Consider the following 16,982-nt stretch of genomic DNA (forward strand, 5'->3'; position numbering starts at 1 on the left):
TGCTTTGACATACCCCGCGTCCGCTTTTTCGAAACCGTTTTCTTTTTGATGGCAGAGGAAAGGGCGCAGCGGTGCTTATTGGAAGGAGGGAAAAGGCATGCGGCAAGCGGCCTCGATCGTCTGCATCGGCGGGGCGAATGTCGATCGGAAAGCGCGGTTGCTTGCGCCGTTTCAGCTTGGCACGTCCCATCCCGTCACCACGACGCAAACGGCGGGCGGGGTGGCGAGAAACGTGGCGGAAAACTTAGGGCGGCTTGCTCAACCTGTTTCACTCGTCAGCACCGTTGGCGATGATCGCGATGGACAGTGGCTCATTGACGTGACGAGCCGATATGTCAATACGAGCTTCATCGTGCGAACGCCAAAAGCGAACACCGGGACGTATACAGCGGTGCTCGATGAACGCGGCGAGATGGTTCTCGCCTTGGCGGATATGGCCATTTATGATACAGTGGGGGAAGAATGGCGAAAGCAGCAATGGACTCGGCTCGGTCCGATTTCTGCGGTCGTGCTTGACACGAATTTCCCGAAGGCTGTCATTCGTTCGGTGATTGCACAATGCCGCCAAGAGGACATCCCGCTTTGTGCCGTGACGGTGTCGGTTCCAAAAGTGAAGCGATTGCCCAGCGATTTGTCTGGTGTGACGTGGTTTGTCACGAATGAAGCGGAGGCTAAGGAATTTGTGGGACGCGACGGATATACGGACGACATCATGGAAGTGATCCTTCACGACGGCGCCCAGAACGTTGTCATCACGCGCGGCGCAAACGGCGTCGCGTACGCCGCCAAGCAAGGGGAAACAGGAGCGATTGCGGCGCCGAAGGTTGAGGTCACCGACGCCACCGGAGCGGGCGACGCCTTTGCGGCTGGATTTTTGTACGGCGTCTTAGGCGGACATACGGTGGAAGACGCCTGCCGCTTTGGGATGAGCAACGCAGCGCTTACGCTGCAAACGGCCGAAACGGTGCATCCCGCTTTGAATGAACACCTGTTGCAAGCCGCCTATGCGCGGTATTTTCGCGAAGGGGGAACGAAGTGATATGAATGATTTTCTCGTCTTTTCCGAAGAAGTCGCTCAAGCGAAGGCCGAAAAAAAGCCGATTGTCGCCTTAGAATCAACGATCATCTCGCATGGCATGCCGTATCCGGAAAACGTGCAGACGGCGAAAGACGTCGAGCGGATCATCCGCGACCGCGGCGCTGTGCCGGCGACGATCGCGATCATCGATGGAAAGATTAAAATCGGGTTAACGGATGACGAACTTGAATTGTTAGGGACAAGCCACGATGTAGAAAAAGTGAGCCGCCGCGACTTGCCGTATGTCGTCGCCATGAAGAAACACGGGGCGACGACCGTGGCGGGGACGATGATTTGCGCCCAGATGGCGGGCATCCGCGTATTTGCGACCGGCGGCATCGGCGGCGTGCACCGCGGCGCCGAACAGACGATGGACATCTCTGCTGACTTGCAGGAACTCTCGCGCACCAACGTCGCGGTCGTCTGCGCCGGGGCAAAATCAATTTTGGATTTAGGCTTGACGCTTGAATACCTCGAGACGCATGGCGTTCCGGTCATCGGCTATCAGACGGACGTCCTGCCGGCGTTCTATTCGCGGACGAGCCCGTTTCGCGTCGACTATCGCCTCGACAGCGCAGAAGAAATCGCTCAGTTCATCGAAACGAAATGGAAGCTTGGGTTAAACGGCGGTGTTGTGATCGCCAATCCTGTCCCAAAAGAAGAGGAGCTCGAGGAGTCGTATATCACCGCCATCATCGAACAAGCGCTTAAGGAAGCAGAAAAGCAGCACATCACCGGCAAAGCGGTCACCCCGTTTTTGCTTGACCGTGTGAAAACGTTAACCGGAGGCAAAAGCTTGCAAGCAAACATCGCCTTAGTGAAAAACAACGCCGCCTTGGCGGCCGACCTTGCCCGAGAGCTTTCTTGATGCGAACGCCCCCGCCTTGATGGAAGGGCGGGGGCATGATGGAGTTCACGGGAAAGGAAAACGGTTTTCAAATCGGGCGCGATTTCGTCTAAAGTGTTGTGGAAATTAAGCTCCCGTACTTTGACCTAAAAAACAACCCGCCCCATGCGTTGAAGCAGGGAGCGGGCTTTCCGCTTAAAACGCCACCGCCATCAAGCTTAAGCTCCCATACTGGTACTCACGGAACAACACGCGCGGCGCCCCGCCGCGATCGCCGGCCCCGTAGGCGATCCAGTACGGCGCGAGATGCTCGGGCGTCGGCACAGCCTGCTTGGCGTACGGCGCCTTGTTCTCATACTCGAACACCTCTTCACTATGGGCGGCGGATCGGCTGAGAAGCCAATCATCAAATGCGACGGCCCATTCGTCCGCCTCCGCATGCCCTTCCCAACGGAGCGCCATCAAATTGTGCACCGTCCCGCCGCTGCCGATGACCATCAATCCTTCGTCACGCAATGGACGCAGCGCCTCACCAAGCTGGAACAATTGCTTCGGCGTCCACCACGGCACGACCGACGCCTGCACAACCGGAATATCCGCTTTCGGAAATAAGCGGTAGAGTAGCACCCACGAACCGTGATCCAACCCCCGGGTCCGATCGACGGCCACTTCCGCCACACCGCCTAGGCGCTCCCGCACGCGCTCCGCCCACTCGACCGACCCGCGCGCCGGATACACCACTTCATACAACTCGCGCGGAAACCCGGAAAAATCATAAATCATGTCATACGTCCCCTCAACCACCGAAACCGTCGGTTGGCGCGTCATCCAATGGGCGGTAAAGACGACGACCGCCTGCGGGCGAATTCCTTCCCCGAGTTTGCCCAAAAGCGCCGTGTACGCATTGTCTTCGATTGCCAACATCGGCGAACCGTGAGCGAGAAATAGGGTGGGGGGTCTCATCGTTCCATTCCTCCCTTGAGTCATATTGACGGATCAACACTTTGCAGCCTGATGCCGCCTTTAGAAAGCTGGTGAAAAATTTGTTTTTTGCTTGAACCGGTGGCAGTTCATCAGAAAGGGGGACAGATCTGACAAGGCTTCCCTAATTGAAAAAAATAATGGGGATGAGCTGCCTTTTTCATTCCTCGTCGGCCTTTCTAGACGATTCGACGAAAAACGGTGTATGGGCCGCTTCCCTTGCCAATCCCCTTACCCTTAGTGCAGTATAAGCATCCTTTGCCATTCTATGCACTTGCAAAACTTTTCCTTGTCCATTTAACCTTTTAAAACAGCAAAAAATCAGTTATAATATACCCGTCTGACACGCCATAAACGGTATGCATCAACAAACATGACTAGAGCCTGCCCCCAGTTCACTGGCAACCAAACAATGAACATATTCTCAAACTGGCCGCGCGTTTGATCGGTTGCACAGCGCCAAAGGCAAGGAGCGGTCTCGTTTCGATGTTTTTCCTCAAAAAACCAGGAACGGATCAAACAATCGGAATTCTCGACGTCTCGAGGGGATGGAGTCTCTCCCCTAGCCGTCCCAGCGCTTAGGTGTACATTCTTATCATGGCCCCGTAGCTCAGTGGATAGAGCGTCGGTTTCCTAAACCGTGCGTCGGAGGTTCGAATCCTCTCGGGGCCGTTCCAACGATCCGACTAGTTCGGATTAAAATTCTTAAACCCCTTGATACGACTGCGTTTGCAGTCATTTTCTATTTTTTGGAATCCGAAAAAATACGATAGAATTTGAAAAAATTTTGCACGAATTTTGCACGGCTATTTGGCATGATGCAGTTCCTCCATTGCCAGATCAACTTGGCGGAATCCTTTTTGCTTCATTCCCTTCTATTCTAGAAACAGTCAAGTACCACTTTTGGCGAAGATCCAAAATGACATGTATAAGATAAAACGGGTTTGGTGTATGCACATCGGATTTTGCACGATTTAGACGTCGAGATTAAATGGAACTCAAACACATAAATTCAGGATGAGTTCATACGATCACGGTGGAGAAAATCGTCCAAAGCTATGGGAATATATAAAAAATGGTCGAGAGCGACCGACGATATTGGAATAAACGAAAGGGATAAGAGGCGGCAATCAAAGACATCATTGTTACGCTTGCGGCTTTGGCGGCGCTAATCAAAAATGTCCTCGACATCCTAGACTGGTTCGACCGCCGCCGCAAGCGACAGTAAGCGGACGAGGGGGTGGGGTTCTCCCCAACCTCACCCTCTCACAACTATTATATCCGTTCTTCCACACAAATTCCATATGAAATGGTTGAAAAAGACAGATGCAACAGACTGGTTTTTCCTTATGCTGTATCTCTCCTGGCTTAGTGAAATTGATTTTGATGACATGACGTTTTTAAGATGGATCACATTGGGATTAGGGATCGTCTGGATCGTGATCGTCGTCATCAAATACAAACTGAAATTCGAAGGGGATGAATGATGGAGTATCATTTAAAAAATCGGAGAGAGGTAGAGGACTTCATTCGAAATGAAGTCCTCACGACTTCTGAAGTAGTTGAAATTCTTGGTGTCACACGTCAAAGAGTGAGTCAGATGATTGCGGGCGGCAAGTTAAATCCGATCAAAAAGCTACGCGGCGACAGTTTGTTTTTAAGAAGCGACATCGAGGAAAAGAAAAAAGAATTGGAGGCGTTGCGCAAGAAATACCGGCCGTATGATATGGAATGATGATTACGAATCTCCACCTTTAGAGTGGGGATTTTTTTATTTTAATACAAAATTCGACAATCTTTTTGATCAAAATTGATTACTATTGAAATTAATGGATAAAGCTTTGAAATGGGGGCTCAATGATGTACGTTGTAGATGGGACTAGCAGAATCATCTATTATCCATCAAATTATACAAATTATCTATGGAGTGGGCAAACGCTGAAAAGAGGTGATCGAAATGATTATGTGAAGACATTGCAATCTTGGCTTTATAAAGCCGGATTTAATCCCGGGGGAATTGATGGAGTTTACGGAGCAAATACAGAGAAGGCTGTGAAGGAATTTCAGAAGAAGGTTGGAATCACGGCCGATGGAATTGCGGGGAAACAAACGTACCAAGCTCTACAAGAGTATGTGAGAACACAAACAACAGTGTCCCGATCAAACTCATCAGGTAGCGATGATCGTTGGACAGGTCAGACGCTTAGGGAAGGAGATCGGGGACAAGCCGTAAAAGATTTGCAGGCTAAGCTTCAACGATTGGGGTATAACGTCGGAGCTGTTGATGGTATTTACGGTAAACAAACAGCAGAGGCAGTGAAAAGCTTTCAAAAAGCGCATGGGTTGACAGCGGATGGCTTGGCGGGAAAAAGCACTTATCATGCTATCGAGCACGCCATGCAGCAAAAAATTTATTATAATCAAAAAACGATTGTTGAGAATAAGTATAAAGCATTGGAAAACAAGGTTCATTCTAAAGATTCTACATGGGAAGAAGTGGTGAAATCTTTAAAAGAAATTGCTAAATTAGGATTTGATTTCATCATTGGTGATGATATTAAAACTTTATTGGATGGCAATGCTAGTACAATAGATAAATTGATTGCTTCCCTAAGCTTTATTCCAGGTGGTAAAGTTGTAAATGAGGGTGTTAAACTGAGTAAAATGGGGAGTAAAGTATTGTTGAGGCTTGATTTGCAATTTTTTGCTAGAGAAGCAGTACATTCTGTTATTAGATCTTTACCGGAAAATCCTAAAGATTTATTGAAGAGGGGATGGCAGGATGTAACTGATCCAAGAATGAAAGCAAATACTAAAATGAGAGAATATAAAGACCCTGTAACGGGTCTAAAAGTTAGATTTGACCCAGCAACGCCAGGAGCAAGTGGTTATGAAGGGAAAGATCATTATCATATATATAATCCTAATGCCACAGGAAAAAATGATATGTATTTGGACATAAATGGTAACCCGGTGGCAAAGGGATCAAAAGCTTCGCATATTGTGATTAATAGGGGGAAGAAATGATGAGAATATCTGATTTTCTTAAAAGATATAATTTACATGGGAGTTTAATTAATAATGTGGAATATGATTCCACTACAAAAAGAGTATCTATTGAAACTGAGTTATGTAAATGGCAGCAATTTGATTATGACGAAACTAAAGATCCTGAAATGATTGAGGGATTCATTGTTTTTGAAGATGTAACATATTTTGAAACAGATTGCGTTAAAGACTTTGATGCTGATGAAATATTGGAAGCGGTGCTTATTTCCGAAACTCCATCGCTTGAAAAAGTTAAAATAGTAACCGATGGGGTGAACATCATCATTATTGAGGCAGGGAATGTAGAGTGGCACTCACTTTGAGTTCAATGCTTGAGGAAAAGAACATTAAAATGTATACAGCGCATACAGTTGTATCGAACGATATTGCTTCATACAGTTTCGAGAAACAAAGGGAGGATGACATCACATATGAAGATGAACCGCCTCGCGAAATAAAGCTGGTGAAGGTGGATGGTACGTATGGAACGTATCGCGTCGAGGAGAAGATGAAGCCGAGTGATGTGGTGGGGTGTGCTTTGTTATCGTTTTACTTATAGCTTATTTTAGCTAAACAAAAGGCGGATCTCTCCGCCTTTTCGCACGAGATAGCAACTCAAAAGAATTTTGCACAAATTTTGCACAACACAAAAGAATGTGTCGCTCAAACATTAAAATATCAATACTTTTCGGTAAATGGTTATTATCCTCTCGGGCCGCTAGTGAAAACCCTTGCGATGCGGGGGTTTTTTCTTTATCTCCCGCCATATTCGCCGCAGCTCACCCCGATCGAGCGTTTGCGGAAATGGCGGAAAGATCCTGTCATGGCGAATGTATTTCATAAAGAACGAAACGATATCATGCAAGCCTTTGATCGATGGCTTATATCCATGAACATCCGGAGAAGGTGCTGCAGCGCTTGGGGGATGGGGCGTGATGAGAAGTCCACTCTTCATGTTGCATGTATATACATAAAAGGTAACTATTCAGCCACATCATAAAGTGAGCTGAATATTTTCTTCTTTCCTTGTCTATGATGTGAATATTGATAGACAAGGAGGTGAATCGCATGTTGACGGTACAACAAGCTGTATTTACAGTTGAGAGCTTAATCGGCAAAGTTCAACAACAAAAACAGCTCATTCATCAACTCATTCAAGAAAATGAACATTTGCGTCACGAAAACAAACAGCTACGCAAAGAAAATGAACAACTGAAGTACCGTGTTCAAGAGCTGGAAGCACGCACGAAAAAAAACAGCTCCAATAGCCATTTGCCCCCATCTTCTGACCGTTTTGAGAAAAAGCGTTCCTCCCGCGAGCCGTCTGGCAAAAAGCCTGGTGGGCAAGAGGGACATGAGGGGAAGACGCTCCGTCAAGTGGAACATCCACATCATCGTGTCGTCCACCGTGTGCATACGTGTCAAGGATGTGGAGCTTCTTTGCGTGAAGTCAAACCGTTCAAAGTCGATATCCGTCAAGTGTTTGATGTCCCTCCTGTGGCGATCGAGGTGACACAACATGAACGTGAAGTGAAATCGTGTCCACATTGTCGATGCGTGCAACAAGCCGAATTCCCATCCCATGTCACGAATCATGTGCAATACGGTCCACGGCTCACGGCGCTCGTTGTTTATTTACATCATATCCAATTGATCCCGTACAAGCGTTTAAGTGATACAATCGAAGCGTTATATCAACACTCGATTAGTACAGGAACCCTTGCCAATATGGTGAAACGAGGACGCGAAGCGCTGGAATCAAATATGGACATCATCGAAGACGCCTTACTTGAATCCAACATCCTGCATGTCGATGAAACGAGTTTGCGCATCAATGGGAAACTCGCATGGGTGCATGTCGCGTGTACATCGAGATATACATACTTGGCTCCTCACGCTTCTCGTGGAAAAAAAGCGACCGATGAGATCGGGATTCTTCCCCGATATGAAGGGACGATGATGCACGATGCGTTCGGTACGTATCCGAAATACACACATGCCACCCATGCCCTTTGTCATGCCCACCATTTGCGTGAGTTAAAAGGATTCATCGAACAGGGGCATACGTGGGCGATGCGCATGACCACGTTTCTGTTAGCCGCCAAGCAAGCCGTCGAAGCCCATCACGGTGCACTTTCCGAAGAAGAAGCGAGACGGTGGGAACGAGTGTATGATCGCATCCTAGAAAGAGCACAACACCGATTAGAAACGATGACGCCTCTTCCGAAAAAAGCACTCGCTTTTGTTCGACGCCTTCAAAAACGAAAGGAAGAAGCGCTGCGTTTCTTACGTGAAGTACATGTTCCCTTTGACAACAACCAAGCCGAACGCGATCTTCGCATGGTTAAAGTCAAAGAGAACATTTCGGGTACATTTCGCGAAGAAACATTCGCGCAGTCGTTTTGCATCGCAAGAAGCATCGTTTCCACACTGACGAAACACGAAAAAAACGTGTGGGATTCGTTATGTCTTCTGTTGGCAGGCGAAACGATCGATCGAGTTCTTTCCGCTACCTAGGGCATTTTCTATGACCGAAATGCCCTATTTGTGCTGGGCTTTTTTATACACTAGCACTGGGGTGAATAGTTACATATAAAGGTTGAACCTATCTGGGATGACGGGTACGAGGGATGTTGGACGTGGGATAAGTCAAAAGCTCTAGAAGATATTCACTTATTGGTTGCTAGAAAAACTAACAAGGGTAAATGGAAAATTTATAGAAAAAACTATGCTAATGGCGCGAAAAAAATGTTAAAAACAATTTTTTTAGATAAGTTATTCTATACAGAAAAGGGACAGGCAGTATTTTCTTCCTTGTTCTCAACAAAATCTAAGTTGTTTCCATCACCTAAATCTGTAGATTTAATTGCTCAATTGCTTCTCACAGCTACTCAGAATGATGATATAGTTCTTGATTTCTTCTCCGGCTCCGCCACCACCGCCCACGCGGTAATGCAGTTAAACGCTGAAGACGGCAGCAATCGCAAGTTTATTATGGTGCAGCTGCCTGAGAAAACGGATGAAAAATCGGAGGCGTACAAAGCGGGGTATAAAAATATTTGTGAAATCGGCAAAGAACGCATCCGCCGCGCTGGTGAAAAGATCGTTGAGGAAACCGGAAAAACGGATTTGGATATCGGCTTTAAAGTGTTTAAGCTCGATTCTTCCAACGTGAAAGCGTGGGATCCTGATTTCGAGAACTTGGAGCAAACCCTTTTCGATTTGCAGGATAACATTAAAGAAGACCGCACGAAAGAAGATTTGTTGTATGAGATTTTACTGAAAATCGGCCTGCCGCTCACCACACCGATTGAAGAAATTGATTATAACGGCAAAACGATTTATAACGTTGCCTATGGTTCCGTGTTAGTATGTTTAGAAGATGACATCGATTTGGATATCGTTCAGGAGATGATGAAATATCAATCCGAGCATATGCCGCCGAAAGTCATTTTCAAAGAGTCTGGCTTTATTAGCGACGCCGTGAAAACGAACGCGATTCAAACGTTGAAGAAGCACGGAATCACGGATGTTAGGAGTGTGTAACCGATGAAGCTGAAGTTTATCGCGGACTTGGATTATCAAAAGCAGGCGATTGATTCCGTTGTGCAAATTTTTAAAGGGCAAGAAATGAGCCAGTCCAACTTCACCGTTTCGTATGGACCAAACGCGGGAATGATTCAAACGGATTTAGGCGTAGGGAATCGGCTCGACCTTACGCCGGAAGAAATTTTAAAAAACGTGCAGGACATTCAAATGAAAAACGGCCTGCCGCGCAGTGAGCGGCTTGATGGCATGCATTTTACCGTTGAAATGGAGACAGGTACGGGGAAGACATATGTCTATTTACGAACGATTTACGAATTGCATAAACATTACGGATTTACGAAATTTGTCATTGTCGTTCCGTCCGTGGCGATTCGCGAAGGGGTGTACAAGTCGCTGCAAATTACGAGAGACCATTTTAATGAACTGTATGACCATACGCCAGTAGAATACTTTATTTACGATTCGCAAAAACTCGATCAAGTCCGTAACTTTGCGACAGCGACAACGATTCAAATCATGATCATTAATATCGACGCGTTCCGTAAAAGCTTTGAAGATCCTGATAAAGAAGATAAAGCGAACGTTATCCACCGTCCGAACGACCGTTTGAATGGCTATCGCCCGATCGAATTTATTCAACAGACGAATCCGATTGTTATTATTGACGAGCCGCAAAGCGTCGATACGACGCCGAAATCGAAGGAAGCGATCGCTTCGCTCCATCCGCTTTGCACGCTGCGTTACTCGGCGACGCATGTGGAAAAATATAATATGGTGTATCGCCTCGATGCAGTCGACGCGTATAATCAAAAACTAGTGAAAAAAATTGAAGTCATGTCCGTTCGTTCCGAGCCGTCTTTTAACGTACCGTATATAAAACTAATCGAGGTAAAGGAAGGAAAAGCGAAGATCGAACTGGACGTCGAGTCGCGCGGAAAGGTGAAACGGACGACGAAAACGGTGAAATACGGAGACGATTTGTACGATATTTCCGGGGAACGAGAATTGTATCGTGGCTATATCGTCGAGCAGATTGATTGGACGGAAGGAAACGAAGCGATTGAAGTAAATGGCTATCGTCTGCGGGTCGGTGATGCGATCGGCGATATTGACGATGATGCGATAAAGCGGTATCAAATCCGCAAAACGATCGAAGAGCATTTGAACAAAGAGCTGCAGCTTCGCCCGCGCGGAATTAAAGTGTTAAGCCTTTTCTTTATCGACAAAGTCGCCCATTACCGTGATTATGATAAAGATGGCAATCCGATTAAAGGAAAATATGCGGTGATGTTTGAGGAAGAATATAAGGATTTGATCCAAAAACCGAAATACCGCCCGCTCTGGGATGACCCAGGCATTGATAAGGACGTGGAAAAAGCGCACAACGGGTATTTCGCACAAGATAAAAAGGGGCGTCTGAAAGATACAAAAGGAAATACAGAAGCGGACACCGATGTGTACAACCTTATTATGAAAGACAAAGAACGGCTGCTCAGCCTCAATGAGCCGCTTCGCTTCATTTTCTCCCATTCGGCGCTTCGTGAAGGATGGGATAACCCGAACGTCTTTCAAATTTGCACGTTGAAAGATTCCGCTGGCACGTATGTATCGAGACGCCAGGAAATCGGGCGCGGATTGCGGTTGGCTGTCGATCAAAACGGAGAGCGGGTGCATGACGATCATGTCAACATATTAACGGTGATGGCGAATGAGTCGTATGAAGAATTCGTCGCTACGTTGCAAAAAGAGATTGAAGAGGATACGGGCATTCGGTTCGGCAAAATTGAAAAACATATATTTGCTAAACTTGTCTATGTCGATGAGAAGACGGAAGAGCCGATGCAAATGGGCTATGACTTATCGGTAAAATTATATGAAGAATTAAAGCGAAACGGTTATATCGATAAGCATAGCATGGTCACCTCTGAATTAAAGAAAGCAATAGAAAACTATGACTTGCGCTTAAGTTCGGAGTTTCAGCCATGGCTTCCAGCGATCGTAAAAGAAATAAAACGCCACTTGCAAGCATTGCCGATCAAAGATGGGACGAAAAAGAAAAAAGTCAATGTCAATATGGCGGTTCTCAATCAAGAAGAGTTTCGGCAATTGTGGGACAAAATCAAATACAAAACCGTCTATTCGGTCGATTTTGACAGCGAACAGCTCATTGACTTGTGCATCGCCGCCATTCAGGAAATGAAGCCCATTGAAAAAATCCGCATTGTCAGCCGGAAAGGACGGGTGGAAATTGATCATGTGACAGGCGTACAGGCTCAGGTGGTCAGCGAAAAAGTGGAGGATTACGTGAGCTTGCACCATACGCTTCCGGATGTCATCACCGAGCTGCAAAACCGCACGAATTTAACACGCAAGACGATTGTCCGCATCTTAACCGGCTGCAAACGGCTCGATGATTTCAAAAACAATCCGCAGAAGTTCATCGAAGAAGTGGCAAACATCATCCAGCGCCAAATGAGGCTGTTGCTGAAAGATGGCGTGAAATATTACAAAATTGGTGATGATGCGTATTACGCGGTTGAGCTGTTCCAAAACGAAGAGCTGCTCGCCTATTTGAACGACAACGCCATCCCGAGCGAAAAATCGCCGTTTGACCATATCCTTTACGATTCCGATGTGGAAGAGCGGTTCGCCAAACGTTTTGAACACGATGAGAACGTGAAAGTGTACGTCAAACTGCCGAGTTGGTTTAAAATTGACACACCGATCGGCTCCTACAATCCCGACTGGGCGCTTGTCATCGAAAAGGATGGAGAGGAAAAACTGTACTTCGTCCTCGAGACGAAAGGACAGGAATGGGAGGACGAACTGCGTCCCGGTGAAGCAGCGAAAATTGCCTTCGCCCGCAAACACTTCCAAGCCATCGGAACAGACGTGGAATTCATCGGACCGGAGAATGATGTCGAGCGGTTTATGTTACGAGCCTTAAGCCGTTGAAGGTGGGGACAAAACAGAAGCCGCGGGCTTCTGCTTTGTCTTAGCATCACATTATGAATTGACCCGGTTGAATGCAAAATCTTTGAGACATCCAAGAGCACATTCCCGAGCAGCAACAGGGCGCTAGTGTATTGCACACTTAGAGAAATAGGAGTTGATAAAAAATGAGCTTCAAAGCGGAAGCGTTGCGAGTTTTCATCGCTTCGCCATCGGTGTAGAAAAGAGAGCGGCATCGCACCGCTCTTTTTGTATTTTTGATCGGTCGACAAAGTTCGATGGCAATGTTTTACAAAAATTGATACAATCAAATTGAACGTGTTGCCTATAGTGGGGAGCTGATTCATTGTTTCAGCTCCTGTTTTTGGAAGAATGGTTGCTTCACAGAATGAATCCTTGACACGCAAGGGGAGCAAAGAGGGTTGCACCTATGGACATCCGCATTCGTAAGATCTTGGTCTTCCACCATTGATTGACCGGCTGGGTGCGGTGGACTCTCAATGCCAGCCTCCTGCTGGTGCTGGCGTTCAGTGGCTCACAAAGTCCTTTGTTCTTCCTCTTGTTAAGGTGCGAAATGTGAGTTGGAAAGTCGGTGAGTATATGGCTGCCTAATTACCTTTTGCCTTGGGAAAACTGATGGGTGACCAGCTTTTGATATAAACGATGGGTAGCCAGCAATAATTCATGGTTTCCCTGTCCAGTAATGCGCCCGTCTTCGACAACGAAGATCGTGTCTGCATCGGTGACGGTAGAAAGCCGATGGGCAATAATCAACGTCGTTCGACCTTTCATCACGTTTTTCAGCGCTTCTTGCACTAGGCTTTCTGAGTCGCTGTCCAAGTTAGAAGTGGCTTCATCTAATAGCAGGAGTTTTGGGTTTTTTAAGATGGCTCGAGCAATCGCAATACGTTGTCTCTGCCCTCCTGAAAGCTTGATCCCTCGTTCGCCGACTTCTGTTTCATAGCCATTCGGCAATTTTTGAATAAATTCGTGAGCGTTGGCCAGCCGAGCGGCCTGTTCGATTTCTTCATGCTCAGGCATGCTTTCGAATCCATAACAAATATTTTCTCGAATAGTGCTTGACAAAATGGGAATATCTTGAGAAACGTAGCCAATCGCTTGTCGCCATTTTTGTAAATCGATTTCATGGATAGGTATGTTTCCTAACAAGATTTGTCCCTCGTCTGGCAGATAAAAGCGTTCAATCAGTGAAAAAATGGTGGTTTTTCCGCCGCCGCTGGGGCCAACAAAAGCGTAAATTTTGCCTGGCTCAATGGTAAAATGAATGCCTTTTAGCACCGGTTTATCTTGATGATAAGAAAAGGAAACATGTTTGAACTGCAATGTTTGATTGAAGTCGGGTTCTTTTTGTGAGCCCAGCAGTTCCCGTTGCTCTTGAAAGATTTCATTAATCCGCTCTGTAGCCCCCAATGCTTTTTGAAAGGTGGTGAAAAAGGAAGCTGTAGCAGTGAAAGGCATGACAATTTGAAAAATATAAATGATGATGGCCGCAAGCTCTCCCGCCGTCAAATGCCCAGATGCAACCTGGGCGCCGCCATAACCGACAATGATCACGACAACGAGCATCATGACGGTGGCAATCATCGGTGAGATGACGGCATAGACTTTCGCTTCTTTCAAACCGAAGGTCATTAAATTTTTGATCTCTTGATCTCCTTTTTCTGCTTCCATGTGTTGACCGTTATAAGATTTCACGAGACGGATATCTTGCAAGATCCGGCCAAGATGTCCCGAAAACTTGGCCAGTTCATCTTGCGTGCGCAAAGAAATTTGATGCATCTTTCTTCCCAACGGCATGATGATGAGCATAGCAGCGGGAACGGCCAAAAAGATAAAGAGAGTAATTCGCCAATCAATCATAATCAGTAAAATGATGGAACCAATCACAGAGACGATGCCACTAAAAAATGTGACGAGATGGTTGGAAATAAGCAATTTGATGACTGCTGTATCTTGAGTAATGCGGCTCATCGTTTCCCCCGATTCATAGCGGTCAAAAAAGGAAACAGGCAAATGAAGGATGTGGTTCCATAATCGACTTCGAATCTGGGCTACTAGAGCTTCTCCGGCATACGACATGAGATAAAACGAGATGCCGCCTGCCGCCGTTTGAACGAGAAAAGCAGATAAGAGCCAAAAAATTTGTTGCCACTTCATTCCGCCATGGGCTAAGAGATCAATAAAGTCTTTCGCAAACAGGGGGATGATCAACCCAGCCCCGCTTTCAATCAATCCAAGAATGAGGGCGAAAGCAATGAGCGATTTGTTCAATTTTCCTTGTTTGAGCAAATACCAAAATGGTTTTGGACTGCCTTGTTTCGTTTCGATCCTATTTTTCATATCCACTGTTCTCTCCTTCCTTTGATTCCTTCATATCTATACCCATGTGCTCAAGACGTTGCATGTAGTCATCCATCGCTTGTTCAAGCCACTGCGTCTCTTCTTTGGAAAAGGGGAGGGGACTAAGAACATCCCATTCTTCTTTCCACTCAAAAGAATCCCATTGGTTCTGGTTAAGTAGCTCGGTAATCTTTTCAACGGTCTCCAAGCTCAAAAGACCAAAAGTAGAGCGCAGGAACGTTTCAATCATGTGCTGTACGTCAGGGTGGTCGGCGGGGAGTCCGTACAGTTCGTGAACTTGTTTGACGAATTGGGCATAGGATTTGATCATTTCGTTCTCTTTTTGCTTGAGTTCTTCATTATGGAAGATGGCATCAACCGTTTCTTGGTCTAGGTAATGTGTCATCAATCGTTTTTGATCATCTTCTGTTTGAATGCTGCGGATTAAGCTCATCAAGAGAAGGCTGTCAATTTCTCCTTCTTCCTCTAAAAGGGTGATGGCATATTCAATGGCTTGAATGGATCTTTCTAACTGTCTTCGTTTCTGTTCTAGCATGTTTTTTTCTAGCATCAACGTTTCTTTTAAGGTAAGGTCGTATGTTGGTTGGTGAATATATTGTCGAATCTCTTCCAAGCTAAGCCCAATAAACTTCAAACTCATAATTTTGTGCAATTGAAGAATGTCCTCTTCCGTATAGATTCGATGTCCTGATGACGGATCTTTCGTTGGCTGCAGCAGTCCAATTTCATCATAATACCGCAATGTCCGGATGGATACACCTGTCTTTTTGGCGATTTCGCCGATCGAATACGTCTCCATGACAGTTGTCCTCCTTCTTTCTTTTGCTAGTCTCTCCCTTATCATACACCCTAACGCAACTGGAGGTTCAAGAGGGAATTGCTTAAAGGAAGGCGGATCGCTCTGCCTTTGTGAATGGATTGATACACTGGAGATCATGTTGCACGATATAAAATACCTGAATCCGTGATAAAAACGCGTAACTTGATCAATGTCGGAATTTGACGAAAAAACGATGTAGGAAAATTCCTCCTTTTGTCGAAGTAAGTAGAGAGAAGGAGGAATGTTATGTGCAAGGTACATATTTTTTGGGATAATAGTAATATTCACCCGTGGTGCTAGATAAACTTGATCAAGCATAAAAATAGCCCTTGCTGGCGGATCTCCAGTAGAATGAAAGTGTCACCCAACATTCGAAAGGAGAGATCCCCCATGCAAGAGCACTTTCATTTTACTACAGATCCAGCCAAACTTCAAAAACAATATGCCGCTATTTTCTGTTTTGTTTCTGCCCAACTGTCGTTGATTCAAATGTATCTTCATCGCCGCAACCGTCACTTGGTCAAGCAAGAAGACGAAGTGGTCATGGCGGTTCACCTTTTGGGGAAGCTGCTGGGCTTTTCTTCCGAACGAGCCTGGCATCGTTTTGTCACGGGAAATTTGTTCACAAACGGCTCGTTTCTTGAACGCTCCCGATACAACCGCCGCTGCCGGGCGCTTGGTTTCGCCATCAAATGGATCCGTCATGAGCTGGCGAAACGTGGCCAACACCATGCTTATGCGGTCGTCGACAGCTTGCCTCTTCCGTTGTGCCATCCCGCAAGAATGCAGCGCGTCAAGCGATTTCGAGGGATCGCGGATATGGGGTATTGTGCTTCCAAAAAGCAATGGTACTACGGTTTCAAGCTGCATCTTCAAGTGACCAATCAAGGGCTGGCCATGGGCTATGTCGTGACGGAAGCGTCCTGCCACGACGTCAAAGCCGCTGAAACGGTGATGACTCAAATCCCTCATCCCTACAACTTTGGGGACAAAGGGTACATCAGCCGCGCTCTTCGAGAAAAGCTGTACGAAGAACACCAAGCTGCGTTCTGGACACCGTCTCGACACAATCAAAAGCACGGCCCATCCAAAGCATGGGAAGAATGGATCCGAAAAAAACGCAAAGTCATCGAGACGGTGTTTTCGATTCTCGTAGACCAATACCGGATCACCGACATTCGAGCGAATTCCATGGCCGGGTTTGAAGTGGCACTCGATGGCATCTTGTTGGCGTATTCCTTGGTCACACTAGGGCTGGTTGAGCGCTGACACTCAACTAGCACCACGGGTATTACAAGATTTTATCGATACCGACCCATCGTTAC

12 protein-coding genes, 1 tRNA gene and 1 pseudogene are annotated in these 16,982 nt (G+C 46.5%); 11 read left to right on the forward strand and 3 right to left on the reverse strand.

The window, feature by feature from the left end; all coding sequences use genetic code 11:
• Nucleotides 1-97 precede the first annotated feature (97 nt).
• Complete coding sequence (locus QSJ10_RS06210; RefSeq protein ID WP_033015573.1) at nucleotides 98-1,039, forward strand: carbohydrate kinase family protein; 942 nt, start codon at nucleotides 98-100, stop codon at nucleotides 1,037-1,039.
• A gap of 1 nt (nucleotide 1,040) precedes the next feature.
• The gene (locus tag QSJ10_RS06215) at nucleotides 1,041-1,946 is read left to right on the forward strand and encodes a pseudouridine-5'-phosphate glycosidase (protein ID WP_033015574.1); all 906 of its coding nucleotides are present in this window, start codon (nucleotides 1,041-1,043) and stop codon (nucleotides 1,944-1,946) included.
• 174 nt (nucleotides 1,947-2,120) lie between these two features.
• On the opposite strand, the gene QSJ10_RS06220 is transcribed toward QSJ10_RS06215, so the two are convergent.
• Complete coding sequence (locus QSJ10_RS06220; protein WP_033015576.1) at nucleotides 2,121-2,888, reverse strand: DODA-type extradiol aromatic ring-opening family dioxygenase; 768 nt, start codon at nucleotides 2,886-2,888, stop codon at nucleotides 2,121-2,123.
• Nucleotides 2,889-3,505: 617 nt separating this feature from the next.
• Here QSJ10_RS06220 and QSJ10_RS06225 point away from each other — a divergent pair.
• The 8 genes and pseudogenes from QSJ10_RS06225 to QSJ10_RS06260 all read left to right on the forward strand — a co-directional run bounded on the left by QSJ10_RS06225 (nucleotide 3,506) and on the right by QSJ10_RS06260 (nucleotide 12,458).
• Nucleotides 3,506-3,578, forward strand: a tRNA-Arg gene (locus QSJ10_RS06225).
• 632 nt (nucleotides 3,579-4,210) lie between these two features.
• A complete protein-coding gene (locus QSJ10_RS06230) occupies nucleotides 4,211-4,393 on the forward strand; it encodes a hypothetical protein (protein ID WP_014195546.1) in 183 nt (60 codons plus the stop codon).
• The gene (locus tag QSJ10_RS06235) at nucleotides 4,393-4,641 is read left to right on the forward strand and encodes a helix-turn-helix domain-containing protein (protein WP_075261456.1); all 249 of its coding nucleotides are present in this window, start codon (nucleotides 4,393-4,395) and stop codon (nucleotides 4,639-4,641) included. The genes QSJ10_RS06230 and QSJ10_RS06235 overlap by 1 nt, the downstream gene beginning before the upstream one ends.
• A 125-nt stretch (nucleotides 4,642-4,766) precedes the next feature.
• Nucleotides 4,767-5,933, forward strand: a complete 1,167-nt coding sequence (locus QSJ10_RS06240) for a peptidoglycan-binding domain-containing protein (RefSeq protein WP_269208237.1) — start codon at nucleotides 4,767-4,769, stop codon at nucleotides 5,931-5,933.
• Nucleotides 5,933-6,277: a hypothetical protein gene (locus tag QSJ10_RS06245; RefSeq protein WP_230581431.1), complete on the forward strand. Its 345-nt coding sequence runs from the start codon at nucleotides 5,933-5,935 to the stop codon at nucleotides 6,275-6,277. Before QSJ10_RS06240 ends, QSJ10_RS06245 begins: the two co-directional genes overlap by 1 nt.
• A gap of 745 nt (nucleotides 6,278-7,022) precedes the next feature.
• Complete coding sequence (locus QSJ10_RS06250; protein ID WP_076611637.1) at nucleotides 7,023-8,471, forward strand: IS66-like element ISBst12 family transposase; 1,449 nt, start codon at nucleotides 7,023-7,025, stop codon at nucleotides 8,469-8,471.
• A gap of 72 nt (nucleotides 8,472-8,543) precedes the next feature.
• Nucleotides 8,544-9,500 (forward strand): annotated as a pseudogene (locus tag QSJ10_RS06255) (DNA methyltransferase); the annotation flags it as partial.
• Between the two features lie 3 nt (nucleotides 9,501-9,503).
• A complete protein-coding gene (locus QSJ10_RS06260) occupies nucleotides 9,504-12,458 on the forward strand; it encodes a type III restriction-modification system endonuclease (protein WP_053532789.1) in 2,955 nt (984 codons plus the stop codon).
• A 609-nt stretch (nucleotides 12,459-13,067) separates the two neighbouring features.
• Here QSJ10_RS06260 and QSJ10_RS06265 read toward each other — a convergent pair.
• Nucleotides 13,068-14,816 carry an ABC transporter ATP-binding protein gene (locus QSJ10_RS06265; RefSeq protein WP_033008847.1) on the reverse strand — a complete coding sequence of 583 codons (1,749 nt, stop codon included), beginning with the start codon at nucleotides 14,814-14,816 and terminating at the stop codon, nucleotides 13,068-13,070.
• Nucleotides 14,806-15,636 carry a MerR family transcriptional regulator gene (locus QSJ10_RS06270; RefSeq protein ID WP_033004934.1) on the reverse strand — a complete coding sequence of 277 codons (831 nt, stop codon included), beginning with the start codon at nucleotides 15,634-15,636 and terminating at the stop codon, nucleotides 14,806-14,808. Before QSJ10_RS06270 ends, QSJ10_RS06265 begins: the two co-directional genes overlap by 11 nt.
• 411 nt (nucleotides 15,637-16,047) lie before the next feature.
• Here QSJ10_RS06270 and QSJ10_RS06275 point away from each other — a divergent pair, with 411 nt between their 5' ends.
• Nucleotides 16,048-16,926, forward strand: coding sequence for an IS982-like element ISGsp1 family transposase (locus QSJ10_RS06275; RefSeq protein WP_289493462.1), 879 nt, complete (start codon nucleotides 16,048-16,050; stop codon nucleotides 16,924-16,926).
• Nucleotides 16,927-16,982: the final 56 nt, after the last annotated feature.

Origin of the sequence: Geobacillus stearothermophilus ATCC 12980 (assembly GCF_030369615.1) — a bacterium.
Lineage (GTDB): Bacteria > Bacillota > Bacilli > Bacillales > Anoxybacillaceae > Geobacillus > Geobacillus stearothermophilus.